The sequence below is a fragment of the Vibrio sp. 10N.222.49.A3 genome (assembly GCF_041475145.1).
GTDB lineage: Bacteria > Pseudomonadota > Gammaproteobacteria > Enterobacterales > Vibrionaceae > Vibrio > Vibrio tasmaniensis_A.
Genome location: NZ_JBFRVM010000038.1, coordinates 40,355 through 64,850 on the forward strand (window position 1 = coordinate 40,355; position 24,496 = coordinate 64,850).

Consider the following 24,496-nt stretch of genomic DNA (forward strand, 5'->3'; position numbering starts at 1 on the left):
CATCTACATCCATCCCTAGTGTCAGTTCCTTTAATCATTTCTTTATAGTTATTTCCTCTATTAATGCCGTCGCAGATTGAACCATATTTGGTGTTTTTATCATCGATAAACGCTTGATCTTTTGCCATGAATCTAGATTATTAATAGTACGAAATATTATTAATAATCTAACTATTAGGAATCCATTACCCCATGACAGAAACCCTAGTTTCTCCAATGCTCTCTTTTACTATCGCGATTTCGTTACTGTTTATCGGTAAAGGTTTGATTGAACGATCTGAAGTATTAAGAAAGTATTCACTACCAGAGCCTGTGATTGGTGGCTTTGTTTGTGCTGCGACCGTAGCGGCGCTTTACTATATTTTTGAAATCCAAATCACCTTTAGCCTAGATGTCAGAGACTTTTTACTTCTCTACTTTTTTGCTGGTATCGGACTCCAAGCGGATATTAAGACACTGATTAAGGGTGGGCGACCGTTGTTCATTCTATTGTTTCTTGCTGCCGTTTTTATCGTTCTGCAAAACGTGGTAGGGATGGCTGTAGCTTCTGGCTTTGGAATGGATCCTAAAGCTGGTTTGTTATCGGGCTCTGTTAGCTTAATCGGTGGCGTAGGTACAACGTTAGCGTGGGCGCCAATGTTTGTGGAAGAGTTTGGTATCGCTAACGCGCTAGAGCTAGGTGTGGCGTCAAATACGGTTGGTTTGATAGCGGCGTGTGTGATTGGTGGTCCAATTGCCAACTACCTACTCAATAAGCACAAAGTGAGTCCATCCAATGAAGAAGACGTGACAGTTGGTGCATACCAAGAAAGTGAAACTCGCACTGAATTGAGCCATTACGGTGTCTTATGGGCGTGGTTGATTCTCAACTTAACACTGATGCTCGGTTACAGCTTAAGCGAAGTTATCGATTCGATGGGCCTAAAACTCCCGTTATTCGTAAGCTGCTTAATTGCCGGTATCCTCATAGGAAATATTGGTCGAGCATTGTTCAAGAAGCGCCGTACACAAGAGAAAATTGCTCAAGGCCGCAAAGGCTTAGCGATGATCTCTGACATCTGTTTAGGTATGTTCTTGACCATGGCCTTGATGGGGCTGCGTATCTGGGATCTCGATGGACTGTTTGGCTATATCTCTGTTGTCATGAGTATCCAGATCCTGCTTTCACTGCTGTTTACGATATTTGTCGTTTATTACCTAATGGGGCGGAACTATGATTCTGTGGTGATATGTTCAGGCTTCGGTGGTATCACTCTTGGCTCGACAGCAACTGCAATTGTTAACATGACCGCGGTAACTCACCGCTATGGCGCAAGCCCACAAGCATTCATTGTGGTGCCATTAGTGTGTGGTTTCTTTGTTGATTTGATTAACGCGTTAGTGATCAGTTTCTTTGTTGGTATGTAGCGAAGCCAGTGCTTCGCATGAGTTTATGATTAGTAGCTTGTTCAACAGAGTAAGCTACTAGTGATTTAATTTTTTGATCTGCTGCTTTTGTTGATAATGCTAGGTATACATAACTCTATTATTTTTTTGCTTTGATGAGCGATGTACTTACTTGAGTGCTGTGATTTTCAAAGCGAGTTGGCTACGTTCTTCTACTGCATCTTGCCATTGCTGTTTTAGACGTGAACGCTCGTGGTAATACTCGTTGGATTTATATATTTTCACCGCTCATTAGTAGCACCTTATAATACTCCTTAATTCCTTCACTGAGCTTCTCATCAACCCTAAAATAATGTCAAAGACATCAGATTACATTTAATGATTAAATTATTAACGGCTTATTATCTCCTTATTAATGTTAAATATTAACCTATTTTCATTAGTGCAGAAATCCCGCCTCACCATATTGATATCCATGTCAATATGATGTCTTTTTTAGTTTAACTCATCAAAGGGCTCTCTATTTTGTTTGTATGATTATCGAACTTATTTGTCTTGATGATTGGAAAACTTCAAGGTTAGAAGTCAGCGTTGTAGTCTAAATATTGCACAATATATATGGGGAGGATTAAATAAATTAGATTAGAAACCAATTATTTCCTCTACCTATAGATAATTTAAACAATATGAAAATGCTTTAAAACGGGTATTAGATCACAATTATGATAAATATTAAAACTCATTATAACCTATATATTTTTCGCAAATTGACGGTGTCATGATTTTGACTCTTAACCCAGGGTTACCATGCAGTAGCTCTTCAAGCATTGGGGTATATAGGAGTCGAAATGTTGACACTTGGGACTGGTATCACGTTTTCTTTGCCTAAAATGATGAGTATGAAGCACATGTCTTCACTTCAACCATATGTATATCTTATTGATTGAAAAAAACTAATTTTGTACCATACGACAACAAACTTTGGTGGACGGCACGTGAACACAAATAATATTATATTGAAAATGTTAATCACTTGTTGTTTTTTTTTCTTATTGAACCCAGCTTTCGCTCAATCTTATTGGGAGGTTGAAGGGGTTGGTGCAAATAAGTCAGAAGCAACAAGAAATGCGAAAGAAGAATTATCTAAAAGAATCTACAGCAAAATTGAATTGTCAGAAGAGTATAGGGACTATTGTAGGAAATCTATTAGAGATATAGGGGGAGTTACGGAGATAGACGAGGAATGTACTGATGTAGACATTATCGAATCAAGAATCTCCACTCTACCTATCAGTATTCGAAATATGGAAGAAGTGACATCAAGATGTGATGAGCTTGGGTGCACTTACCTATTTCGAGTTAATGTCGGTGCGTGGGTTGACTATTTGTCAATTGATATTGATAAACAGCACCAACTCGCCCAACAATATTTAAGCTCCCAAGGGAGCAACTGGAAGGATGTTGTGTTTACTCACAAAGCTCGCACCTTATTGAAGAGTAATAAACAATCGCTTTTGGTGTTGTCATCGTTAGATCATGATGTTGCGAAAACACTCAATGAACCACAACTGGTTCTCGAAAGAAATGTGATTAAACGTATTCAAAATTTCAGTGTTTCTATCCGTTCTGCTTCTGATATGTATTCCTCCCAAACAAAATCAATACTAGCTAGAAATGTAGCAACGACTTCGGAAGGCGACATCATTGTTTATATCAAAGGTAATGTAAGGCACGGTAAAAAAAATAACATTTACAAAGCTAAGCAAGACCTAATACTACAAGTCTTTGAAGCTAAAAGTCCCAATGTGGTCGTTAGTCAGAACATTTTATCGGAGATAGGAGAGTCTCCGATTAGTAAAGAGCTAGCACTTGATGATGCTCATAAAAAAATAACAGCAACACTTAATGAAAACTCAATTTATACACTCTTGAATTAAAGGCTTTGAAAATGCTTAAGAAAACAATCCTTGCAGGTTTAGTCGTATCAGTTATGGCTGGTTGTTCATCAATTTCAGGTATGGAATCAGCTACTGTAGACCGTGAAGCTACAAGTAAGGAACTTACTCAGAACTGTAAAAAACTAGGAACAGATTTCACCCCTGTATCATTCGCCGTTGATAAAGCATCAAAAGTAATGGTGTCACTGCAAGAACGCCAATGTTCAGTGTTTCATGACTACCGTACACTTACATCTAAACATGGTGATGTTGCCGGTTTCCTAGCAGTAAACGCAGACAAGTCTGATGAAGAACTTCGTGTTGCAATGAAGGAGTTCGATGAAGGCAAACCTGATAATAAAAAGATTACACCTCAAGTAGAAGCTTACAAAAAAGCATCTGACGAAATATTTCAGAAAAACTTAAAATTGGCGGCAGATATCGCAGTCCAAGCGGCTGAACTAACTTACATTGCATCTCAACATGCATCGGCACTTGCGCAAGATTCTGCTGGTGGCGCAATGGAAAGCATTATGGCGACGCTCTCAAGCGAGAAGGAAGGCGAAGCGAGCGAAGGGGAAACGGTACCTGTTGTTGAAGCTTACCACGAGATGGAAGCTCGCTCGCTACTTGCATTAGATGCCAACACACTTATTTCTATGGATAAAAACACTATCGAACAACTTGAGAACCTAGATAAAGTTGTTGCTGATAAAGTGAAATCATAATGAAATTTTCTCGAATTGCCGGTTTAGTTACTGCTGCTATTGCGCTGATGGGTTGCCAGAGTAACCAAGGTAGCCAAACGTATTCAGTTGAAAGTAATGCAGGAAACTCATCGCTGGTTATCGGTAAATCAGCACACGAATTTAGCAGTGAAGATATAGAAGTACCAGCGTACTTTAATACTCAAGGTCTTCAATTCTGTACCTATGAAGCAGAAGAAAAAGACACTCGCTGTCCACTCGCGAAAAAAACAATTCGTTTGTATTTTGGTGATGTAAAAACGGACGTGAACGAAAACCTTCAAGGTCAATCTGCTGACGTTTTCAATTCTATGCATTCAAGCATCAGTAAATTTCAAACCAAAGCGTTAGAAAACACATTGGAAAATCAGTTCGCAGGCGTCAACCGTTTCCGCATACTGACACGTGACACCGCTTCTGTTAACGCAGCAATGGCAGAAATCCTGTCTGATGAAGGTGCTCTAAACGTAGCAAAAAAAGCAAGCAGTCGCGGCAAGTTATCTACCGATTACATTATGAAAGTCGATGTACTCAAAACAGCTGACATGTTGTTTGGTTCAACTCAGTCTCTATTTCAAACATCGATGGAAATGACGACGGGTGTGATTAACCCATATACACGTGAAAAATTGAGCTATCCGAACATTGGTAAGATCCGTGTTTCTAACTTTGATGTCCGTGACAAAGACAGTTACACGACCGTGATAGCAAATGGCGATTATTATCGTGGTTTTAACTATACCAGTGGTAAAGATGTTGATGCAGTTCTTAATGAAATGTCATCACGTGGTTTCGATATTATGTTAACGCGTTTACTCAAAGAAATGCCAGCTACCGCGCAGGTTATGGGTATTAAAGGCGACCGAATTCAATTAGACCGTGGCCAAAATGCAGGCGTATTACCTAATGAGACCATGGTTGTATTCGAGTACAGCGCAGGCTTTGTTGAGCCTATCGGTGTTGCTACCGTTAACCCAAGCCAACAAAGTGCTCAAGGAAAAATTGTTCGCTGGAAAGACAGTAGCATAGCAGATGAAGTGAAAGACATTGCTGAGGATGGGATTTATCGCCCCGATCGACAGCGTCGTATCTTCGCTGTAAGTGTCGGGGTTCCTATGGAATTCATGAAGGAGCGCAGTACATGGGCGGCAAAAGGCTAAGTAAAAGCTTTGCCATTAGTACCTTATTTGTATGTATGTCCGTTCCTGCATTGGAATTAGATAAGAGCCAGCCTACGTTGGCTCTTATTGAACAAGGTTGTGCATATGGTCGTGGGGCAATGGCCATTGAGTCAGCAAAAGCTGACGGTTTAAATAATCTTCGTTTGTTTTTGCAAGGTAAAGTCTCAGTTTCTTTTTCAACTGAAGATAATGCGTTGATTGAGGAACAATTTGATCAAGAGAGCCGAGATTTACTGCTAACAAGCATTACTGCTAGTAATATCAATGCCGATTTCAGTGCACCTGAAATTCAAGGGGATGATACTTGTGTAACAGTGCGTCTAGCACCAGAGCTTAATACTGGGTTTACCAATATTGACGACGGTATTGAATGGGATGACTCACCGGTTATGTCTCTCGTGGTTGTTGGTGAAGGACGCGAAAGTAAAAAATTGGCATTGAGTGCAAGGCAAGCGGCGGAACAAGACGCTTTCAAACGCGCTATTAGCCAAGTATTTGGCGCTATGGTCAATTCTGGTTACATGCAAAAATCTTACGGTACTCTTTCGGGAACAGAAAGCAACAATGATTTCGACTTACAAGAAATCGCAATGCAATCACTTTCGATGGAACCTCAAGGCATGATTTCCAGTTGGAATGAAATTTCTTATCAGGAAAAACCTAACGGCTCTGTAACCGTTACTCTTGATGTGTTTGTTGAACGACAGAAGATGGAAGCGAAAATAGCAAGATTGATAAAAAGCCTTGGCCAACCTTCAATCTATGTTGATGCAGATCTCCCAGTCGTAAAAAATACATTTTCAAATGCACTCGCAGAGATGGGTTTTGAGCTTGCTTCGAACCCGGCGCAGTCTAGTGTCATTCTTGATGTTCAAGAAACCCAAAAAGTGACGTCTTCTGGTCTTCAGCTTGATCTATCGGCAACCGTGATCGATCGTGCTGGCAACCGTTATGGTAGTTGGCACAATGACCCGACTTTCATGACGCTACCGAACAAAGTAGGTATGCTCAATGAACTTGCAGCTGTTCACTTAGCTGTTGAAGGCAATCAAATTGCCCTAAAGCGCGAACTTCAATCGTCGGTGCAAATAATGGCAAGCCGCGGTGGGCCAATCCGAGAACTTATTTTTTCACAACAAGCGGCAGGCAAACAGGGGCAACTTTACCGTTTGATTGGTGACATGAGCGGGGTTTCTGATATTAAACCAAGCCAACAGGGCGGCAATATCGTTATTCAGCTAAGGTCACTTAGCGGTGCAAGTGAACTAGTCCAAGATATTGAACCCATGTTGCGTACCCATCAACCAAACTACCGTCCGAAAGTTGATGTACTGAATGAATATCAAATCAGAGTGCTTTAAGCGTCACTCCTAAAGAACTTGTTGTGTTTTAAAAATATGGTTTTTTAAAATAACAGGTGAGGTTGATGCATTAAATATCAAATGATTATTTGCAGATTTACTAATTGGAAATAATACACAAAAAACGTTATGGATAGCTTTTAAGATATGAAAAAACTAATTATTGCAACGTCACTAATTACCGCTCTCGTTGGCTGCCAAAGCAACAACGATACACTAGAGCAAGCTCAAAATTTTGCGTCATGTACGTTCCCAGATGCACCGACTGTCGAAGCCCCTGGTTGGATCTGTGATGTGGTCCCTACTGATGTAGCTATTGGTGCAACAGGTTACGCGAAGAAAAGTGCAGCAGGTATGAGCGTCATGCGTAAAATCGCGATGAGCGATGCTCGTGTAAACCTTGCTTCGGCTTTTGAATCAGATGTGAGTAATCTATTTCAATCTGCTACTGATGGTGCTACGTCAACATCCGCTGGGGAAGGCGTAACGCTGGTAACGGAAAATGTTCAAGAGGCATTTGAAGACATTACTAAATCGGTAGTGAGTAAAAGACTTACAAATAGCCGAGTTTTAGTAAGCCAAACAAGTCCAGCTGGTGGGCTGTATGTATTAGTTGGTATGGACCAAGCAGCTTATGATGCAAATATGAATAAAATTATCGACGAAGTTGGTGGCGAAGACTCAGCTCTTTGGAATCAATTTAACGACGAAAAAGCTGCCGCAGATCTTGCTGCCGTATTCGATTCTTTGAAAAAATAATCGTTGCTTGACGATTAGTTAAATTGAAAAAGGCCACTATAGAGTGGCCTTTGTTTCTATACTCTCTCGGAGTTAGTTATGTATAAAACGATCACCAAGACAGGGCTGGCTATTGCAATTTCAGCAGCTGTTAGCTTTCCAACACACGCAGTGTCAGATAGCCAAAAACAACAACTTAATAATGCGGTTGTAACAGCAAGTCAGTCCCAAGAAGAAAAACTTAAAGAATTTCATGCTTATGTAAATGCTTACTTGGACGAGTATGAACAATGGCGTGACGAATATACCAATAAACTTGATGAGCGCCGTACAGATCTTATTAAAAATTGGGGGGAAGGAGAGGTATCTTCTCAAACAAAACAGGTCGATTATTCACAAAACGATCAAGTTAAGACTGCAGTGGATTATGAAAGTAATACCGCTACGGTTTCTGTTTTAGTTGACGAAGACAGCAGCCCTGAAGAAATAGAAGCGCTTGTAAGAACAATCCCTGTTGAAGTTGAGGGGAAAACGGTTGATCTAGCCAATCTGAAAGCGGAAGACCATGCGGTTTTGTATTCTTTAGATAAAGAACAACAAGAAAAGAACTTTGTTATTGAACAAACACAGAGTCAAATGAATGAACTTGATGTTCAAGCGGAGCGATTGATTCAATCTGATACCGGAATTCCTGACTCGTTCATCTACCAGCGAGCTCACAATAAGAAACTAGCACTGCTTACTAAAGCACAAGAGCGTATTGCTGCTCAGACTAAGCTTTACAACGAAATGCGAGCCAAACATGGCATCGCGGTTGGTCAACCAGAGATGTTAGTAGCTGAAAAAACAAAAGTAGTTGAAAAGGTAGAGTCAACGCCAGTACAAGAAGATCCGAAAGTAGCTGAAAAACTGGTGAAGGTTACACCTAAAACTCAAGCTGTGAAGCCAAAACCAACTTCCGACATAGTATCTGTTCCTAGCCAGTCTAAGAAGGTGGTCAGCTATAAAGTGAAGCTTCCTGAGAATAGTTTGAAATCTCGTGCGAGCAAATATACACCTCTCGCAGAGAAAGAAAGCAAGAACTGGGAAATAGATGCGGCATTGATTATGGCGATCATGCACTCTGAGTCTGCTTTCCGCCCTGACGCTAAATCTCACGTACCGGCATTTGGTCTTATGCAAGTGGTTCCAACCAGTGCAGGGCATGATGTTAACAAACAAGTTCGAAATATAGATGCGCCAATGAAAGCTTCAGATCTATATCAACCCGTCATTAACGTTGAAACTGGTACTGCTTACTTAGATATCTTGAATAGCAAATATTTACGTAAGATCGAGAATGATCAAAGTCGCTTGTATTGCATGATTGCGGCTTACAACACTGGTGCAGGAAACGTTGCTCGTGCGTTTAATAAAGACCATTCAACTAGCATTGGTAAAGCATCTAAAGTTATCAATCAGATGACCCCGGAACAAGTGTATAACCAATTGGTTGCGAAGTTGCCATACGATGAAACAAAGAACTACTTGAAGAAAGTAAACAGCCGTATCGCACTATATAAATAATACTTGTAGTAAGTACATGGGAAGGCGTGTGCTTTAATTTCTTATAGAGTTTTTGAGAGTAACAATGTTTAAGATTTTTGCTTTATTTTTCATCGCCATTGGTATTTACCTAGGCCTTAATTACGACGATGAAATTAAAAATATAATGGATACAGATGCTTTTGAGCGAGTACAAGAACGAGCTGAAGACGGCAAAGAGGCATTGATGGATACAATAGACGATATTAAAGGTTGATGATGTCTGCAGAACAACAAAATGACGTTCCAAAAGAAATTCAAGATGAACTGAAAGAGCTCCAAGATAATCAAGAATCGTTGTTAGAATCCCAAAGTAAAGGAAACTTAGCGCGCACTATTGGTTTGTTGTCAGTCGTCTCAATTGCTTTGGGTGGGTTTAACGATAGTTTTGATGCGATCGAAAAGATGGTTGATTTTGGTCTTTCACAAATGACTGATATTCCATCACACAAAAAGCTTGAAAAATTGTATATCCGCTCATCAGCTGAAATATTAGATCAGACATTTGGTGCCCCCGTTTATATCAAGCGTTCAAGTGGTGATGACGTAATCAAATACTACAAAGACGATAACTTTATACTTTCATCGATTACGAGAGATAATGCCATTGTCGCTTATCTTGTATTTCCAGATGAAGGTTTTGCCCCTGAAACATTAGAACATGCAGGTGGTTCAGAGTTTTTCAATCAACCTTTTAATGCCATTGAAAGTGTCAATGAAATTCGAGCGTCGTTTGCTAGAACCGGCAATTATTACATTGAAGAAAATAATGGCGGTGAATTTGGCTACTTATATTCTTCAATCAGCGGTGCCAGTGAATTCATTGCACCTATGACAAAAAACAATAAGAAATTGCTTTCTGAAGTTGTTGACTCGCTGACTATGGATGAGCATGTAGTAAAGAGCGTACAGTCTTTACGTTTGAATGCGAAGCCTAATTTCTATGGTTACAGTACGTTAGGTGTGGGGGCTTTAGAAGAAGCTATTTTGTCTAACACAGAATATCGTTTAATTCATAAGAGTTAACCATTAACACATCAGTTCTAGCTTTTTATGAAGCTAGAACTTTATTAGTAGTTGGATTATGGCAAATTTAAAGTTCGAAAGCTTTCTAGAGCGGCTCAAGGGCGAAAAGAGGATCATTATTCAAGCTCATGACTTCCCTGACCATGATGCTATCTCTTCCGCATATGCGCTTGCATATTTATTAAAAAAGAAAGGGTTGTGCCCGTTTATTACGTTTCATGGTTACATAGATAGAGTGTCACTCAGAAACTTAATAGATTGGATAGATATCCCAATCTATGAGCCAAAAGATTTAAAATTGCAACCGGATGATAAGATTATTGTTGTTGATGGTTGTATTGGCGAGAAAAATGTTATCGACTTTCCAGGGATTGAGGTGGGAGTGATAGATCACCATCAAGTGAAAGCGCCTGATTTTGTATGGTATTCCGATATACGCTCAAACTATGGCTCAACTGCAACCATTATGGTTGAATATTACCGCTATTTTTCTTTGCCGATGCCACAGAATATCGCAACAGCATTACTGGTTGGTTTGAGCTTTGATACCGCAAACCTTACCCGAGGGGTAGGAACCGCAGATCTAAAAGCACTTTTGTATCTTCAGGCGAAGGCCAACAATGATATGGTTAACAAAATTTGTCGTAATCAAGTGGAGTTTCACGAATTAAAACTTTTCTATTCAATGCTCGATAGTTTACGTCGTGAAAAAAATGCAGCATTTGCCGTGCTTCCTGAGGGTTGCCCTAAAAATATGCTTGGCGTTTTAGGAGATTTCCTGCTGAGCGTTGATGAGCTCGATATTGTCGTCCTCACGGCTAGGAATAGAGAGAAAACTTTTATATCTCTTCGTTCAGAGTGTTCCAATAACAATGTCGCCAATATAGTTAAAAGGGCACTGAACGATAAAGGGATCGGCTTTGGAGGTGGGCATTCTCACATGGCTGGTGGCATCATCAACAATCAGTTTCAACTCAATGATGACCTTGATTATGTCTATGACTTGATTCGACCGAACCTAGTACTCAGCGTTTAAACGGTTTGCTAACAATACCGGGTACCTTGAAATCAGTTTGATAAAAGTAGTGCTGTGTCTAGAGTAAACGGTACTACGTGTATCAACGGTTGATGTGCAGGCTTGAAGTGACTCGGTGCACAAGTTAGTAAGTGTAAATACGTTCTTGATAAAATGGGATACATGTTCGCAGCCAATTTGTGAGACGCTTGATCTAGTGTCAGTCGAATCACAAGGAAGTTGAATGCATCACTTTAATATCCGCGCTCTTGAGTATTTAAACGCGTTGTCTAAGTATGGCTCATTGCGTAAGGCATCCAAGATGATGAATGTTGACCCTGCTGCAATGAGCAGAATGCTGACCCAGCTCGAAGCGCAAGCGGGAATGAAAGTTTGGGAACGCAACAACCGCCAATCACTGTTAACTGAGGCGGGTAATGAGCTGCTGCATTACTATCGTTCCATTGTTCGTGGAGAGGCTGCAGTGCTTACTCGACTAGCCAAGCTTAAAAACCTCAAAGGAGGCAGTGTCAGTATTGCCATCGGTGAAGGGTTTATTACCAACTTGGTGTCAAAGCCGATGCAAACCTTTATGACCCGTTATCCTGATATCAATCTTTCTATTGAGATCGCTGGGGCATTGGATGCAGTCAAGATGTTGGAAGATCAACAGATAGACTTTGCGATAACCTATGCGTCTGCACCGCACCCTAAACTGCACTCCCACGTTGAACGCAGCCATCCGCTCGAATTGATTGCTCCGAAGGGGCACTTTCTTACGATGAAAGAAGCACCAGTGGTAATGCAAGATATTCAAGACGCTTCTCTCGCCTTGATCGATAACTCGACCGGTATGGGGAGGCTAGTAAAGCAGGCTGAACAAATTTCCCATCTTACCTTGCAGCCAAAACTTCAAACTAACTCAGTTACGGCACTGACTAACTTCGTTTCAGCAGAGTTGGGCGTCACCTTTATGCCTAAGCTCACTGTGATCGATGAAATAAAGTCAGGGCAGATAGAAGTGGTTGCGACCGAGTTGGAGATGCTATCGAAGGCGACGGTTAAGGTTCAATCTTTGAAAGGTCGCGCACTTACGTTACAGGCCGAAACCTTGTTAGATTTCTTACTTGAAAACGCCACTTTCTTGAGTCATGACGCTTACAATATCTAAGAATAGTAGATTTACTTAGCGACTCCTCTTAAGCGACCAAATACCGCCAATATCACAGTTCCAAACTGCCGAATTCGTTTTTAAGTTGAATTGAGTTTTTGTCAACGCTCCCTCTATTGTTAAGTCAACATGCGCGGAATAAGTTACAAATTATTAACGAAACGAGTTTTAGACTGACAGCTGTGTTCGACAGATTTTGGCTTTGTCGGGCATTAGGAGAAGAGAATGGAAGTTATTGTAATTGGTAGCGGTGTTATTGGGTTAACCAGTGCTTGGTACCTGGCGAAGGAAGGTCACTCGGTCACAGTTATTGATCGTCAAGATAGCAGTGGCAAGGAAACCAGCTTTGCGAATGCAGGGCAAATTTCTTACGGATATTCTTCACCATGGGCGGCACCGGGGATTCCGTTGAAAGCAATGAAATGGCTTACCCAAGAGCATGCGCCTCTAAAAGTGAAGCCGTCACTTTCTCCTGAATTAGTTGCTTGGGCGACGAAGATGCTCGCCAACTGCAACGAAGCTAGATATGCACAGAACAAATCGCGGATGTTGAGAGTCGCAAACTACAGCCGAGATTGTCTGACTGAGCTAAGAACCAGTGAGCAATTGGCTTATGAAGGTAGGCAGAAAGGGACGCTACAAGTGTTTCGAAGCGAGAAGCAATTGGATTTCATTCAGCAAGACATGAAGTTGCTACAAGAGAGCGGGATAGAGCACTCGTTGTTTGATGTTGAGCAATGCCTATCCATCGAACCAGGTTTAGCGGACGTGAAAGATAAGCTGGTGGGTGGCCTGTATTTACCACATGATGAAACTGGTGATTGCCATCAATTCTGTTTAACCTTGACTGAGAAAGCCAAGCAACTCGGCGTTCAGTTTGTGTTTGATACTGAAGTGGTAAGTTTGAATCATCAGAATCAAGCCATTGAGACTATTACAACGACTCAAGGCGAGTTTAAAGCGGATGCTTACGTGGTCGCGTCAGGAAGCTATTCTCGAGAACTATTAAAGCAAGTCGACTTGTCTATACCGGTTTACCCAGTGAAAGGATATTCACTAACATTGCCTATCGTGAATGTAGATAAGTCACCGACTTCGACTGTTATGGATGAAACCTACAAGGTCGCGATGACGCGATTTGATGATCGTATTCGTATCGCGGGTACGGCAGAACTCGCTGGTTTTGACTACCTAATCCCAGAAAAACGTAAAGCCACGATTGATATGGTGATAAAAGATCTTTTCCCACAAGCGGGGGACTTTTCTAAGGCTGAATACTGGACTGGGCTAAGACCAATGACGCCAGATGGCACGCCTATCATCGGCAAGACACCTATCAAAAATTTATTTACCAATACAGGTCATGGAACATTAGGTTGGACAATGGCATGTGGCTCAGGAAAGATCCTAGCAAGCATAGTCAGTGGCTCTGCCAGTGATATTAAATCTGATGACTTAAGTATCCATCGTTATTTGTAACAACATGATGTAGTGATGGTGAAAGTAACCCCATTCTAAGTTTTAGAATGGGGTTGTTTTTTCTGGGTGGGTATCGAAAGTTATCTGGTGGTGGTTTCTAGTACATGGGTAAATCTATCCCACGATTTCTGGTCAGCTTCTTGTTGATAGTTGTTTGAGCCGAATACGGTAAAGGCATGTGGCGCACCACTGTAGGTGATCATTTCATGCGGAACCTTGCTTGATTCAAGTTGAGCTGCGAGGCTTCCAAAGTCGTGCATTGAGATCATGGCGTCTGCTGTACCATGGAACACGACAACTGGAGCTTTTGTCTCAGAGTAGTCTTGTCCTTTAGGTGTCGATAAACCGCCATGGAAGGTGACATAAGCTTTCGATGGGATGCCAGCACGAGCGGCTTCTAAAACGGCTGCGCCACCAAAACAGTAACCCATTATCACGTTGTTATCTAAGTTACCACCAAGCCTTTTCGCTTCCATCGCTCCCGCATTAAGTAGTGCACGCATTTTTTCTCTGTCTTTATACAACTCGCCTGTGTGTTGTTTTTTGTCTTTCACTTCGGTAGGGCGAATGCCTTTACCAAATAGGTCGATGGCGAACACGTTGTAACCGAGTTCGTTGAGCATCTCAGAACGTTTCTTTTCGTAATCAGTTAAGCCATCCCAATCGTGAATTAGCAGCACCAAAGGCGCTTGGTCACTGGCTTCACTCCAATAACCTTCGTAATCCATACCATCGACTTGGTAAGTGATGTTTTCTCCTGAAATCGCAGAGAAGGGCAGTAAAACTGAAAACAGGCCGAGCGTAGTGATTGTTCGCATGCGTGATTCCTTTCGATGACAATTGATGTTCCAATCGAAAGTATAGATAACGCGATGATTCTCGCCAGATTTCAGTTTATAACTTGAATAGCTAAACTGGAGAATAAAGGAAAAAAATTACCAAGATGTGTTGGTTTTGCTAATGCTCATCTCCGGATACTTCCGCTGATAGCGCGGCAACATCGATTCATTGCCTAAGATGCCGCCTTGATGAATATAGATGATGGTCTTAGTTGGGTTGTCTTGTTGCCACTGTACTAAGCATTGCCACATCAAAGGGTCATAGAGCAGGTCAAACTCAATGTCAGTTTGCTCTTGCAGGTCTAACCAAGTTTGATAATCCTGCTGATACAACTTACCAAAATGGTGTTTGGTTTTGAGCGGTAAAATCTGTGGGTGATCGGATTCGCCAAGTTCATCGAATTGCTGAGTTAAATAGTCATTACCACCTACACACGCACAGGTTAACACCGGGATATTGTGTACTTTTAAATGCTTATGTAGATACAGAGCCGTACTGCCTGTACCAGCGGGTAGTGCCACCACAAAATCGTGTTTGTTTTCGAAGCGCGTCCAGCTGAGTATTTCCATCGCCAGTTGCTTCACGCCATATTCAGAAAGCTGAGAACGTCCACCTTCAGGTAACACAATACAATCGGAACCTGGTTGCCTTATTTGTCCAATATACGCTTGTGGATGAAGCTCAGAGCCTGTTTCTTTGACTGAAATAACCTTAGCCCCAAGATCGATAGCGCCACGGTAGTTGCCGAGTGGGCGTTCTTGTAGCCATTGAGGAAGGTGGTCGACGTAAAACTCAAGCGTCCAGCCTTTGATTTTTGCAAGTGCGGCTAGCGAGAACAAGGAGTTAGCTTGAGCGGACCCATAGCTTATTAGAGTGGTGGTGTTTGGGTGATCGTCTTCCAGTAGCTTCATGAACTTTCTGGCTTTGTTGCCGCAAAAGTGGGAGTGAAGCTTATCGTCTCGCTTTAAGAAAAAGGTGTGATCGTTGTATTGATGCTGAGTTACAGGGCTATTATTTAGTTTCATCGCACTTAGACAAAATGCTGACTCAAGAGCCAGCATTTTTAAATCAAAAAGGACTACTGAGTATCTAGTAGCTAGCGAGCGCTGTAAACCAACTAAATCAAGTTTTCATAGGGTATTGAGCTTCGTATTACGAGTTTGCTTGCTTTAATGTGGATAAGGAGGAATCTGTCTGAAAGGCGATTCTTGCAGTACACCCTCCAGAGTTGCGATTGACCAACTCAAAGTCCCAATGGAAGCGCTGGCACAAGTCGTCGACAATCAATAAACCTAATCCATGACCATTCGGATTGTACTGTTCCTGAAGGCCTTCTCCTTGGTCTTCAATTACCAGGTTGTCTTGTGAGAGAGTGATGCTCACTGTGCCACTATTGGTCGCTGCAATCGCATTTCTCAACAAGTTGCCAACCAACATGTTCATGATCGCACTGGTGGCTTGAATTATAGGCTCAGATTGAACGAGTAGGGATATTTCGACTGCTTTCTCATTTGCTTGTAACGTATTTTTGGAAACGATGGTCTCTAATTCTTGCTGGCTAAACAAGCGCAGCGGTGCATCGTCACTATTTCTTTCGTAACGAACTAGGCCAAGCAGGGCATCGACCATCTCAGACATCTGAACAATGGCTTCATCAATGCGTTCAACCTGCCGAGATTGAAACTCGGTGGTTTCGCTTCTTAATAGCAATTTATTCGCACCACGAGCAACGGTTAGTGGTGTTCTTAACTCATGGCTTGAGTATCGAGCAAAGGCTTGTTCACGCTTGACCAAGGAATTGATTTCTCGACGATACTGATTCAGTTGATCGGTTAGCTGACGAAATTCAACTGCCGCATCATCACTCACACCGAACTCTTCGTTGAGATTGAGTTTATTCGACTCAAGTTGCTCAGACAGAGAGTTGAATGGTTCAATCAGTCGTTTTGACAGTCGATAGAGCAGAGCACCAAAACTAAAAATTAAGATAGAAAGTAACGTGAGCACAAAGGCGGTCGCGTACACAAGTTCAGAAATAGCAAATTCAACACGGTCTATTTCGGAAAGTAGGATTATTGGGTGGGTTTTTCCTTTGTCAGAATACTCGCCAACATAGACCATTCTTGACTCTGGCTCTTCGCCGATCTCTCCGAGAAAGCTCTCTTTATTTGCAATGAGCTTATAATATTCGGGAGGTACGAATGACGGGTCGTTATAGGCGACTGTCAGATCATCAATTCTTAACTCACCACTTTCTCCGGCTTGAAATAGCTCGACGGCGTAATTGCGGTCAATCAAGATGCGTCTTTCACCGACCCGGTCTTCAGACATGTAGAGCGCGACAATAAAAACGACATAGACGAACGCAGACACAATCACGGCCATTAGCCCAAAGAAAACAGCTAAGCGGCCGGTGAGGGTTTTAGTGCTTGTCAGAAAGTTGGAAATCAATTAGATGACTCCAAGCGGAATCCTATTTTAGGAACCGTAATCAACATTTGACTGTCAAAAGGCTTGTCGAGTTGATTTCGTAATTGATAGATGTGACTGCGCAGCACATCATTATTGGGTTCATCTTCTTCCCATAATTTGTAGGAGATATCTTCACGAGTCACCACTTCCGGTGCGTTTTGGCAGAGCATCTCAAGTATGGTGTAAGTGGTTGGGTTTAGCGCAAGAAGCTTATCTTGGCGGTAAGCTTTACGGGTTTTTTGGTCGATGGTGAGTTCACCGAACTGAAGTTTTGAAGAGGCTACTTTTCCGCGGTAACGACGAACTAGTGCGTTCATTCTTGCTTCTAAAATATCCAAATCAAAAGGCTTGGTTAGATAGTCATCGGCACCATGCTCAAACCCTTTCAACATATCATCGCGGCTATCTAGCGCGGTCAGCATCAAAATAGGTGTCGCGTTGCCTTGGTCTCGCAATTTATTACAAACCGTGAGGCCGTCCATTCTTGGCAACATCAGATCCAATATGATGATATCAAATGAGTTTTCCAACGCGAGTTGCAGGCCGAGTTCGCCGTTGTCCGCATAATCGAGTTCCATACCAATACACTCAAAATAATCAAACAAGACACCTGCGATTTCACGGTTATCTTCGACTAATAGAACTCGTTTCATTTTGATTCTCATACAGAAATAGACGGTAACATTATCCTGAGTGAGCGTGAAAAATATGTCAATAACATAACTTTCACTTATGGGAGGGTAGATTGGGTTCAGATTAAAAAATAGAAGAACGTATTATGTCTGAACTTCATATAAGCCGCCCTAAGATATCTACATCGCAGATCAACCCTGCGGTTTCTCTGTCTATCATTGTGCCTTTTTACGATGAACAAGAGGTATTGGAAGAGTTCCACTCTCGCCTTACCAAGGTGCTTGATAGCTTGCCCATCAAGAGTGAAATCGTTTATGTCGACGACGGTAGCAAAGACAGCAGCTTGGAGTTGGTGAGTTCATTCACTTCAATCAATAGCTCAATTTCTGTTATCGGTTTAAGCCGTAATTTTGGCAAAGAATCAGCGATGAGCGCAGGCCTTGAGCACTGTCGTGGACAAGCGGTGATTTTGCTAGACGCTGACTTACAAGATCCACCTGAGCTTATCCCGCAAATGATTGCCAAGTGGCGCGAAGGTTATGACGTCGTCAATATGCAGCGCAGCCAGCGTGATGGTGAAACATGGTTTAAGAAGTTTTCAGCAGCGAGCTTTTACAAAGTCATGAACGTGGCTGCGAAGATTGATGTTCCTGAGAATGTGGGTGATTTTCGACTGTTAAGCCGAGAGGTTGTCGACCATATCAATCAGCTTCCAGAACGTAACCGCTACATGAAAGGCATTTTTTCATGGCCGGGTTTCCGACAAGCGACACTCCAATTTAAGCGTGATGCTCGCTTCTGTGGTGAGACCAAGTGGAACTACCTCAAGTTAATCGGTTTGGCGATGGATGGGATTACCTCGTTCTCTATCCGACCTCTGCGTATTGCGACGGCCGTTGGTGGTTTAGTGGCTCTTACTGCTTTTGTATATGGCGTCTTCATCGTATTCAAAACCATGATGTTTGGCGAGCCAATTACGGGTTATCCGTCAATGATGGTCGTGCAACTTGCACTTGGCGGAATCCAACTGTTGAGTATTGGTTTAATGGGGGAGTACATAGGTCGTATTTTCATCGAAACCAAGAATCGCCCTCTTTATCTGATTCAATCGGTCGTTGATACACCCGCATTGAAAACACATTTTAAATTAGAGGAATCAGCATGAGTCTGAACAGAACGCATCTATGGTATTTGTTGGCTTTTGCACTAGTTTTAAGGCTTTTATCTTTGGCGACTTATCCGTTAATGGACACCACTGAAGCGCGCTATGGAGAAATGGCTCGCTTGATGGTAGAAACTGGCAATTGGTTAACCCCTCAGTTTGATTACGGTATTCCTTTTTGGGGTAAGCCACCGTTGTTCACATGGATGAGTGCTGCTGGTATTGAGTTGTTCGGCTTGAGTGAGTTTGCTGTGCGTGCTCCGCATTGGTTAGCTGGTTTCGCGACGATTCTATTGGTCGCGTATCTGGCGAAGCGTACGGGACAAAGTGCCTTAGTGGCGGCTGTTGTATTGGCAACATGTGGGATTTTCTCTATCGCCGCGGGTGCTGTGATGACCGACATGGCGCTAACGTTAGCCATGACCATCGCGATGCTGGGCTTTTACTTATGTTGGCTCGGTGGAGAAGATTGTAAAGGCGAAGGAAGTGAGAGAACCAACAAAACCTGGGGTTACGTTGGATTTGTAGGCTTGGCGTTGGGCTTGCTTGCAAAAGGTCCTGTTGCGATTGTGATCATGGGTATCGCAGTATTCCCTTGGTTGCTATTACAACATGGTATCTTTGGGGCTTTTAAAGTGTTGTGGCAACGCTTTCCACTGTTGTCTGGTTTAGGTGTCATGCTGGCGATTGCCTTGCCTTGGTACATTATGGCTGAAATGGCTACTCCGGGCTTTATTGATTATTTTATTGTTGGCGAACACTTTAAGCGTTTTGTTGTGAGTGGTTGGGAGGGCGACTTATACGGTTCTGCTCATGATGAAACCAGAGGCATGATCTGGGTGTTTTGGATTCAGGCCGCTGCGCCGTGGTCGATTGTATTACCTATTTTAACTTTCGCTCGTCGCAAGAAAATTGCGGAAATTAACGCTGAGAATCGTGGGTTGTTTTCATTCCTTGTCTGTTGGTTGATTTCGCCACTGATTCTTTTCACTATGGCGGGCAATATTCTCCCTGCGTACGTACTGCCGGGGATTCCAGCCCTTGGGATGCTGGTTGCTATACTTGTGGTGGAAAAAGATAAGAAGTGGTTTTCGAGTGTGGCTTTGGTGCTACCTGTGCTGTTAATTATTGCGATGGTTTACCTGAACTTAGGGAAGGCGAACGAGAAAAGTGACCGTATTATTTTTGAACAGATTACGAATTCTGCGCCAAGTTTTTATGTGGGTAAAAGACCATTCTCAGGGCAATTTTACAGTCATGGGCAAGCGAAAAAGCTTCTTGATATCGAGCAACTAAATGGCATCGATAAATTCTATTTGATCGGCCATAAAGCGGAAGTGGAAATTAAGATCAAAGAGAACGCATTAACGTGTATTTTGGAACCGACGGTCAAGATTAAGCGTGCTCTGTTCAGCTGCCATCACCAGAGCAACACACCAAATTTTTCGTTGAATCATATTGAAAGTGAAAATGATGTTCAGCGTTAACTCAAGGCTACGAATGTTCAATGACAAGCTTCAATCACATAGCCAAAGACTACAGTCCCACCACAAGATGGTTCGATTTGCTGTGGTTGGTGTTGGTGGGTTTGTTGTTGATTGTTTGGTTTTTGCATTGCTGCATTATGTTGTTGGGCTGCCTTTAATGATGGCGCGAATTAGCTCCTTTATTGCTGCTGCAACGACGACATGGTTGGGTAATCGTATACTGACTTTTGAATATAAAGGGCGAGGTCATTGGTCTGAGAAGCTGATTCAGTGGCAAAAGTTTATGTTTACCGCATCAATATCAGCGGTACCTAATTTGCTGTGCTTTAAGCTGATGACGGAATTGCTGCCTGCGTTTACTGGGGCAGTATTTATTGCCATGGCGGTTGGTATCTTGGTGGGCATGGTCACTAACTATTTGTTTAGTCAGTATTGGGTCTTTACCCGTTAGAATCCCTTGTAATCACATAACCAAGTGAAACTTTTGGGTAGTTCATTAGTAACAGACACAAAAAAGCGCAGCTAAATAGCTGCGCTTTGTATTTTTATGATAACCAAGTAAATGGGGTCGCTATATTAACGCTGTGTTGCGCGCTGGCGATTCTTTCCGTTACTCGCAGGTTTACCACCTTGACCATTACCCGCTTTGTTACGGTTTGGCTTGCCATTCCCGCCGCCATTGCCTTGAGATTGCTGACTAGCAGGGGCTTTTTTGATGAAGCCCGTCGCTGGTTTATGCGCGTTACCATTGCCGTTCTGCTTTCCGTTGCCCTGATTGCCATTACCTTGGCTACCCGTTGGCTTCTTACCGCCCGGTTTTGGCTTATTGCCGCCAGGCTTAGAATGGTTACGTGGGCTTTCGCCACCAAGACCTGGTTGAGACTTACTGTGCTTAGTCGCAAAGCGCTGTGAGCCGTGACGACCAGACTTACGACGCTGCGCCGGTGTCTGAGCTTCAAAATCTTCTTCTGGTACTAGACAGTTTGCTTTGTCACCAATTAGGTGCTTTTTACCCATGCTGATCAGCGCTTCACGGATGATCTTCCAGTTTTCAGGATCGTGGTAACGAAGCAGCGCTTTATGCAGACGACGTTGACGATCACCTTTCGGTACAGGAACATCTTCACGCTTCTTATATTTCACGCGTTTCAGAGGGTTGGTCTCTGAGTAGTACATCGACGTTGCATTACACATCGGCGATGGATAGAAGTTCTGTACTTGGTCACACTCGTAGTTGTGCTTTTTCAGCCACATTGCAAGGTTTAGCATGTCTTCATCTTCTGTGCCCGGGTGAGCAGAGATGAAGTAAGGAATTAGGTACTGTTTCTTACCGGCTTCAGCGCTGTATTTCTCGAACATCTCTTTGAAACGATCGTACGTGCCCATGCCCGGCTTCATCATCAGATCCAGTGGGCCTTTTTCAGTATGCTCTGGAGCAATCTTCAAGTAACCACCAACGTGGTGAGTCACAAGCTCACGCACGTATTCTGGAGATTCAATTGCTAAGTCGTAACGTACACCAGAAGCGATCATGATCTTCTTAACGCCCGGTACTTTTCTCGCAGAGCGGTACAGGTCGATGGTGTGTTGATGGTCTGTGTTTAGCTTTTCACAGATTTTCGGGAACACGCATGATGGACGACGACAGTTAATTTCTGCTTTAGGATCTGAACAACCTAAACGGTACATGTTCGCCGTTGGGCCGCCCAAATCAGAAATAGTACCTGTGAAGCCCGGCACTTTATCTTTAATGTCTTCGATTTCATCCAAGATAGATTCTTTCGAGCGGTTCTGAATGATACGACCTTCGTGCTCTGTGATTGAACAGAAAGAACAGCCACCAAAACAACCACGCATGATGTTAACCGAGGTTTTGATCATGTCGTATGCAGGGATTTTCGCTTTGCCGTACATAGGGTGCGGAACACGCTTATAAGCAAGGCCAAACACGTAGTCCATCTCTTCTGTGGCCAATGGAATCGGCGCTTGGTTAACCCAAAGTTCGCGATCACCGTGACGTTGAATCAGAGCTCGACCTGAGTACGGGTTTGTCTCAAGGTGCAGAATACGGCTAGCGTGAGCGTAAAGAATACGGTCATTGTTTAGCTTTTCGTAACCTGGGATACGAACCGCGGTTGTTTTTGCGTCGTGACGAGAAGGACGAATAGTAATAGGTTGCGCTTTTACTTCTTCTTTTTCGTCTTTCTTAGTATCACACTGGGTTTCAACTTCGTAAGGGTTAACAGGAACGTACGCTTTGTTCGGCTTTTCGATACGAGAAGAGTCAATGATCTTGAAGCCTTCTGGGGCAGCAGGAAGATTGATAGCAGTACCGCGGATATTGGTCAGCGTAGACATGTCTTCGCCATCGGCAATGCGGTGTGCCACTTCAACCAGTGCACGCTCAGCGTTACCAAAAAGAAGAATATCTGCTTTTGCGTCAAACAATACAGAGCGACGAACTTTATCTGACCAGTAGTCGTAGTGAGCCACACGGCGCAAACTTGCTTCGATACCACCAAGAACGATTGGCGTGCCTTTGTAGGCTTCGCGACAACGTTGGGAATAAACTAGAGTTGCACGGTCAGGACGCTTGCCACCTTCGTTGTTTGGCGTATAAGCATCATCGTGACGTAATTTGCGATCAGAGGTGTAGCGGTTGATCATGGAGTCCATGTTACCCGCTGTAATGCCGAAGAATAGGTTAGGTTTACCTAGCTTCATGAAGGCGTCTTTATTGTCCCACTTTGGTTGCGCAATAATGCCCACGCGGAATCCTTGAGCTTCAAGAAGGCGACCAATGATAGCCATGCCAAAGCTCGGGTGATCGACATAAGCGTCACCAGTTACAATAATAATGTCACAGCTATCCCATCCAAGAGCATCCATCTCCTTTCTACTGGTAGGCAAAAAAGGTGCAGTTCCGTAGCACTCGGCCCAGTATTTTTTGTGTTCGTGAATAGGAGTGATATCGCTGTACATATTTCAACCTCTGATTTTTGAGGCGGGAATTATAGCGGCATGAGCCTAGACTAGCCAGTAGAACATGCCCCTGTTAGTTTTGATGTCTTTCGTATTTTTACGGTAAATGGCGACAGAAGAGCCATACATCAGCATAGTTGAAGCCTTGAATCTCGTCTCTAATTTATGATTTTGATTAGTGTTCGCACCAGTTTTTGATATTATTCGCGAAAATAAGTTTGAAGAAGTAGATCCACAATGGTCGAAACGTTATTAGTACAATTTGCTCCGATGCTATTAGGAGCCCAACTGATCTTAACCCTCATCTTAGTGAAAGGGGATATTTGCCCGGGACAACGTGGCCGCATTCACAAGATGTTGCCTGCAATTGGCGTGCTTTGGCTTGCCGTTGCCTCATTAAGAATTGAAGCATTTCTTGTCGTGTTCGCGATCTTTTATTTCTATTCTCAAGTTCAAACCAAGAAGACTCGAGATTCTGGCCCTATTTGGGTGATGTATTTAGCTTGTGGTTTAGCACTGTCATACGTTGCTATACAAGCGACGGAGCAAGCAACCACAGTCGGTATTATTAGCACTTTATTACTCGTGGTTTTATTGGGGGCAGCGTTTGGTCATTTACTGCTGACGATTGCAAGAACACGCTTACAGGCTTTTCACCGTGTTCTGCCCGTTGTTGGTGTGCTGACGGGGATGTTGGTGGTTTTGGCGACGGTCATCAATGTTTACTCTCTGTCTGAAGCTCAATTAGAGCCAATGATTTCAACTCTGCTGTTTAGCTTTGCTTTGCTAATCTCAGCTATCGTGGTGTGGTGTTGGCATTTATTGTTCGTTAAAACCCCTGAAAAGCTTCAGCTGACTATTTCATTGTTGATGTTATTGGCGGCGGCTGTTGGTTTAACGCCAGTTTGGGCGATGTAGGCGGTTACTGATCTCACAAGCCTTTCGGTGTTGAATCGAAAAAGTGTGATCTGTTTTTTAGCGTGGTGTTGGTAAGCGTTCTAAACTTAAATCTAGTCGGTGTGTTCGTTAGGAGTACGGGATGGATTTAAGCAACGTCAAAGGTTTCGATAGCATTATTTTGCTGGGAATCGTGAATGAAAAACTTCGCTTAGAATGCGATAGCTTTGAAGAGCTGATCAGTATGTATGAAATGGATATAGAAAGTGTTGTAGGTAAGCTTGATATGTTGGGCTATCAATACGATCCATTAACTAACCAGTTTAAGTCTTATCCAAGATAAGCTCACAATGAGAGTTTCTTCTATCACGAATTAATACTCATTGCCTGTTGTCGGTA

22 protein-coding genes are annotated in these 24,496 nt (G+C 42.8%); 17 read left to right on the plus strand and 5 right to left on the minus strand.

Translation table 11 applies throughout. The features are described 5' to 3' along the window. Positions 1-192: 192 nt before the first annotated feature. The 12 genes from gltS to AB4589_RS08115 all read left to right on the plus strand — a co-directional run bounded on the left by gltS (position 193) and on the right by AB4589_RS08115 (position 13,624). Positions 193-1,407, plus strand: a complete 1,215-nt coding sequence (gene gltS / locus AB4589_RS08060) for a sodium/glutamate symporter (RefSeq protein WP_372100063.1) — start codon at positions 193-195, stop codon at positions 1,405-1,407. Between the two features lie 974 nt (positions 1,408-2,381). After that, positions 2,382-3,323 (plus strand): hypothetical protein, encoded by a 942-nt coding sequence (locus tag AB4589_RS08065; protein WP_372100065.1) that lies wholly within the window; start codon positions 2,382-2,384, stop codon positions 3,321-3,323. A gap of 11 nt (positions 3,324-3,334) precedes the next feature. Continuing rightward, positions 3,335-4,051, plus strand: a complete 717-nt coding sequence (locus AB4589_RS08070; protein WP_372100067.1) for a hypothetical protein — start codon at positions 3,335-3,337, stop codon at positions 4,049-4,051. Next, complete coding sequence (locus tag AB4589_RS08075) at positions 4,051-5,229, plus strand: hypothetical protein (RefSeq protein WP_372100069.1); 1,179 nt, start codon at positions 4,051-4,053, stop codon at positions 5,227-5,229. The genes AB4589_RS08070 and AB4589_RS08075 overlap by 1 nt, the downstream gene beginning before the upstream one ends. Then, the gene (locus tag AB4589_RS08080; RefSeq protein ID WP_372100071.1) at positions 5,211-6,611 is read left to right on the plus strand and encodes a hypothetical protein; all 1,401 of its coding nucleotides are present in this window, start codon (positions 5,211-5,213) and stop codon (positions 6,609-6,611) included. The genes AB4589_RS08075 and AB4589_RS08080 overlap by 19 nt, the downstream gene beginning before the upstream one ends. Before the next feature lie 147 nt (positions 6,612-6,758). Continuing rightward, complete coding sequence (locus tag AB4589_RS08085) at positions 6,759-7,370, plus strand: LPP20 family lipoprotein (protein WP_128160030.1); 612 nt, start codon at positions 6,759-6,761, stop codon at positions 7,368-7,370. 78 nt (positions 7,371-7,448) lie between these two features. Next, a complete protein-coding gene (locus AB4589_RS08090; protein WP_372100073.1) occupies positions 7,449-8,915 on the plus strand; it encodes a transglycosylase SLT domain-containing protein in 1,467 nt (488 codons plus the stop codon). A 64-nt stretch (positions 8,916-8,979) separates the two neighbouring features. Next, the gene (locus AB4589_RS08095; RefSeq protein WP_086713668.1) at positions 8,980-9,150 is read left to right on the plus strand and encodes a hypothetical protein; all 171 of its coding nucleotides are present in this window, start codon (positions 8,980-8,982) and stop codon (positions 9,148-9,150) included. Positions 9,151-9,152: 2 nt separating this feature from the next. After that, a complete protein-coding gene (locus AB4589_RS08100; protein ID WP_372100076.1) occupies positions 9,153-9,959 on the plus strand; it encodes an ETEC_3214 domain-containing protein in 807 nt (268 codons plus the stop codon). Between the two features lie 58 nt (positions 9,960-10,017). Further along, positions 10,018-10,995 carry a bifunctional oligoribonuclease/PAP phosphatase NrnA gene (locus tag AB4589_RS08105; protein ID WP_372100078.1) on the plus strand — a complete coding sequence of 326 codons (978 nt, stop codon included), beginning with the start codon at positions 10,018-10,020 and terminating at the stop codon, positions 10,993-10,995. A gap of 223 nt (positions 10,996-11,218) precedes the next feature. Then, positions 11,219-12,145 (plus strand): LysR family transcriptional regulator, encoded by a 927-nt coding sequence (locus AB4589_RS08110; RefSeq protein WP_372100079.1) that lies wholly within the window; start codon positions 11,219-11,221, stop codon positions 12,143-12,145. A 225-nt stretch (positions 12,146-12,370) separates the two neighbouring features. Next, the gene (locus AB4589_RS08115; protein ID WP_372100081.1) at positions 12,371-13,624 is read left to right on the plus strand and encodes a D-amino acid dehydrogenase; all 1,254 of its coding nucleotides are present in this window, start codon (positions 12,371-12,373) and stop codon (positions 13,622-13,624) included. Between the two features lie 80 nt (positions 13,625-13,704). On the opposite strand, the gene AB4589_RS08120 is transcribed toward AB4589_RS08115, so the two are convergent. The 4 genes from AB4589_RS08120 to AB4589_RS08135 form a co-directional block, all read right to left on the minus strand. Beyond that, complete coding sequence (locus AB4589_RS08120) at positions 13,705-14,442, minus strand: dienelactone hydrolase family protein (RefSeq protein ID WP_009846412.1); 738 nt, start codon at positions 14,440-14,442, stop codon at positions 13,705-13,707. Between the two features lie 117 nt (positions 14,443-14,559). Beyond that, entirely contained in the window at positions 14,560-15,489 is a 930-nt protein-coding gene (locus AB4589_RS08125) for a 1-aminocyclopropane-1-carboxylate deaminase/D-cysteine desulfhydrase (protein ID WP_371702739.1), read from the minus strand. Between the two features lie 127 nt (positions 15,490-15,616). Next, positions 15,617-16,915 carry a HAMP domain-containing sensor histidine kinase gene (locus AB4589_RS08130; protein WP_009846414.1) on the minus strand — a complete coding sequence of 433 codons (1,299 nt, stop codon included), beginning with the start codon at positions 16,913-16,915 and terminating at the stop codon, positions 15,617-15,619. Continuing rightward, positions 16,912-17,589 carry a response regulator transcription factor gene (locus AB4589_RS08135; RefSeq protein ID WP_009846415.1) on the minus strand — a complete coding sequence of 226 codons (678 nt, stop codon included), beginning with the start codon at positions 17,587-17,589 and terminating at the stop codon, positions 16,912-16,914. The genes AB4589_RS08130 and AB4589_RS08135 overlap by 4 nt, the downstream gene beginning before the upstream one ends. A gap of 125 nt (positions 17,590-17,714) precedes the next feature. On the opposite strand from AB4589_RS08135, the gene AB4589_RS08140 reads away from it, so the two are divergent. The 3 genes from AB4589_RS08140 to AB4589_RS08150 are packed head-to-tail and all read left to right on the plus strand — an operon-like array spanning position 17,715 to position 20,669. After that, positions 17,715-18,734 (plus strand): glycosyltransferase family 2 protein, encoded by a 1,020-nt coding sequence (locus AB4589_RS08140; protein ID WP_017098516.1) that lies wholly within the window; start codon positions 17,715-17,717, stop codon positions 18,732-18,734. Continuing rightward, positions 18,731-20,218, plus strand: coding sequence for an ArnT family glycosyltransferase (locus AB4589_RS08145; RefSeq protein ID WP_372100083.1), 1,488 nt, complete (start codon positions 18,731-18,733; stop codon positions 20,216-20,218). The genes AB4589_RS08140 and AB4589_RS08145 overlap by 4 nt, the downstream gene beginning before the upstream one ends. Then, positions 20,205-20,669, plus strand: coding sequence for a GtrA family protein (locus AB4589_RS08150; protein WP_371710648.1), 465 nt, complete (start codon positions 20,205-20,207; stop codon positions 20,667-20,669). Before AB4589_RS08145 ends, AB4589_RS08150 begins: the two co-directional genes overlap by 14 nt. Positions 20,670-20,794: 125 nt before the next feature. On the opposite strand, the gene AB4589_RS08155 is transcribed toward AB4589_RS08150, so the two are convergent. Beyond that, positions 20,795-23,200, minus strand: a complete 2,406-nt coding sequence (locus tag AB4589_RS08155; RefSeq protein ID WP_408063589.1) for a YgiQ family radical SAM protein — start codon at positions 23,198-23,200, stop codon at positions 20,795-20,797. Between the two features lie 237 nt (positions 23,201-23,437). Between AB4589_RS08155 and AB4589_RS08160 the strand changes: the two genes are divergently transcribed. Together AB4589_RS08160 and AB4589_RS08165 are read left to right on the plus strand one after the other, a co-directional pair. Beyond that, a complete protein-coding gene (locus AB4589_RS08160) occupies positions 23,438-24,118 on the plus strand; it encodes a hypothetical protein (RefSeq protein ID WP_009846420.1) in 681 nt (226 codons plus the stop codon). A 121-nt stretch (positions 24,119-24,239) separates the two neighbouring features. Then, the gene (locus tag AB4589_RS08165) at positions 24,240-24,440 is read left to right on the plus strand and encodes a DUF4250 domain-containing protein (protein ID WP_004736508.1); all 201 of its coding nucleotides are present in this window, start codon (positions 24,240-24,242) and stop codon (positions 24,438-24,440) included. Positions 24,441-24,496 lie beyond the last annotated feature (56 nt).

Excerpts from the sequence above, each read along its gene's own strand:
- gltS (WP_372100063.1), top strand. The coding sequence starts at position 193 with ATGACAGAAACCCTAGTTTCTCCAATGCTCTCTTTTACTATCGCGATT.
- AB4589_RS08070 (WP_372100067.1), top strand. The coding sequence starts at position 3,335 with ATGCTTAAGAAAACAATCCTTGCAGGTTTAGTCGTATCAGTTATGGCT.
- AB4589_RS08075 (WP_372100069.1), top strand. The coding sequence starts at position 4,051 with ATGAAATTTTCTCGAATTGCCGGTTTAGTTACTGCTGCTATTGCGCTG.
- AB4589_RS08080 (WP_372100071.1), top strand. The coding sequence starts at position 5,211 with ATGGGCGGCAAAAGGCTAAGTAAAAGCTTTGCCATTAGTACCTTATTT.
- AB4589_RS08085 (WP_128160030.1), top strand. The coding sequence starts at position 6,759 with ATGAAAAAACTAATTATTGCAACGTCACTAATTACCGCTCTCGTTGGC.
- AB4589_RS08090 (WP_372100073.1), top strand. The coding sequence starts at position 7,449 with ATGTATAAAACGATCACCAAGACAGGGCTGGCTATTGCAATTTCAGCA.
- AB4589_RS08095 (WP_086713668.1), top strand. The coding sequence starts at position 8,980 with ATGTTTAAGATTTTTGCTTTATTTTTCATCGCCATTGGTATTTACCTA.
- AB4589_RS08100 (WP_372100076.1), top strand. The coding sequence starts at position 9,153 with ATGTCTGCAGAACAACAAAATGACGTTCCAAAAGAAATTCAAGATGAA.
- AB4589_RS08105 (WP_372100078.1), top strand. The coding sequence starts at position 10,018 with ATGGCAAATTTAAAGTTCGAAAGCTTTCTAGAGCGGCTCAAGGGCGAA.
- AB4589_RS08110 (WP_372100079.1), top strand. The coding sequence starts at position 11,219 with ATGCATCACTTTAATATCCGCGCTCTTGAGTATTTAAACGCGTTGTCT.
- AB4589_RS08115 (WP_372100081.1), top strand. The coding sequence starts at position 12,371 with ATGGAAGTTATTGTAATTGGTAGCGGTGTTATTGGGTTAACCAGTGCT.
- AB4589_RS08120 (WP_009846412.1), bottom strand. The coding sequence starts at position 14,442 with ATGCGAACAATCACTACGCTCGGCCTGTTTTCAGTTTTACTGCCCTTC.
- AB4589_RS08125 (WP_371702739.1), bottom strand. The coding sequence starts at position 15,489 with ATGAAACTAAATAATAGCCCTGTAACTCAGCATCAATACAACGATCAC.
- AB4589_RS08135 (WP_009846415.1), bottom strand. The coding sequence starts at position 17,589 with ATGAAACGAGTTCTATTAGTCGAAGATAACCGTGAAATCGCAGGTGTC.
- AB4589_RS08140 (WP_017098516.1), top strand. The coding sequence starts at position 17,715 with ATGTCTGAACTTCATATAAGCCGCCCTAAGATATCTACATCGCAGATC.
- AB4589_RS08145 (WP_372100083.1), top strand. The coding sequence starts at position 18,731 with ATGAGTCTGAACAGAACGCATCTATGGTATTTGTTGGCTTTTGCACTA.
- AB4589_RS08150 (WP_371710648.1), top strand. The coding sequence starts at position 20,205 with ATGTTCAGCGTTAACTCAAGGCTACGAATGTTCAATGACAAGCTTCAA.
- AB4589_RS08155 (WP_408063589.1), bottom strand. The coding sequence starts at position 23,200 with ATGTACAGCGATATCACTCCTATTCACGAACACAAAAAATACTGGGCC.
- AB4589_RS08160 (WP_009846420.1), top strand. The coding sequence starts at position 23,438 with ATGGTCGAAACGTTATTAGTACAATTTGCTCCGATGCTATTAGGAGCC.
- AB4589_RS08165 (WP_004736508.1), top strand. The coding sequence starts at position 24,240 with ATGGATTTAAGCAACGTCAAAGGTTTCGATAGCATTATTTTGCTGGGA.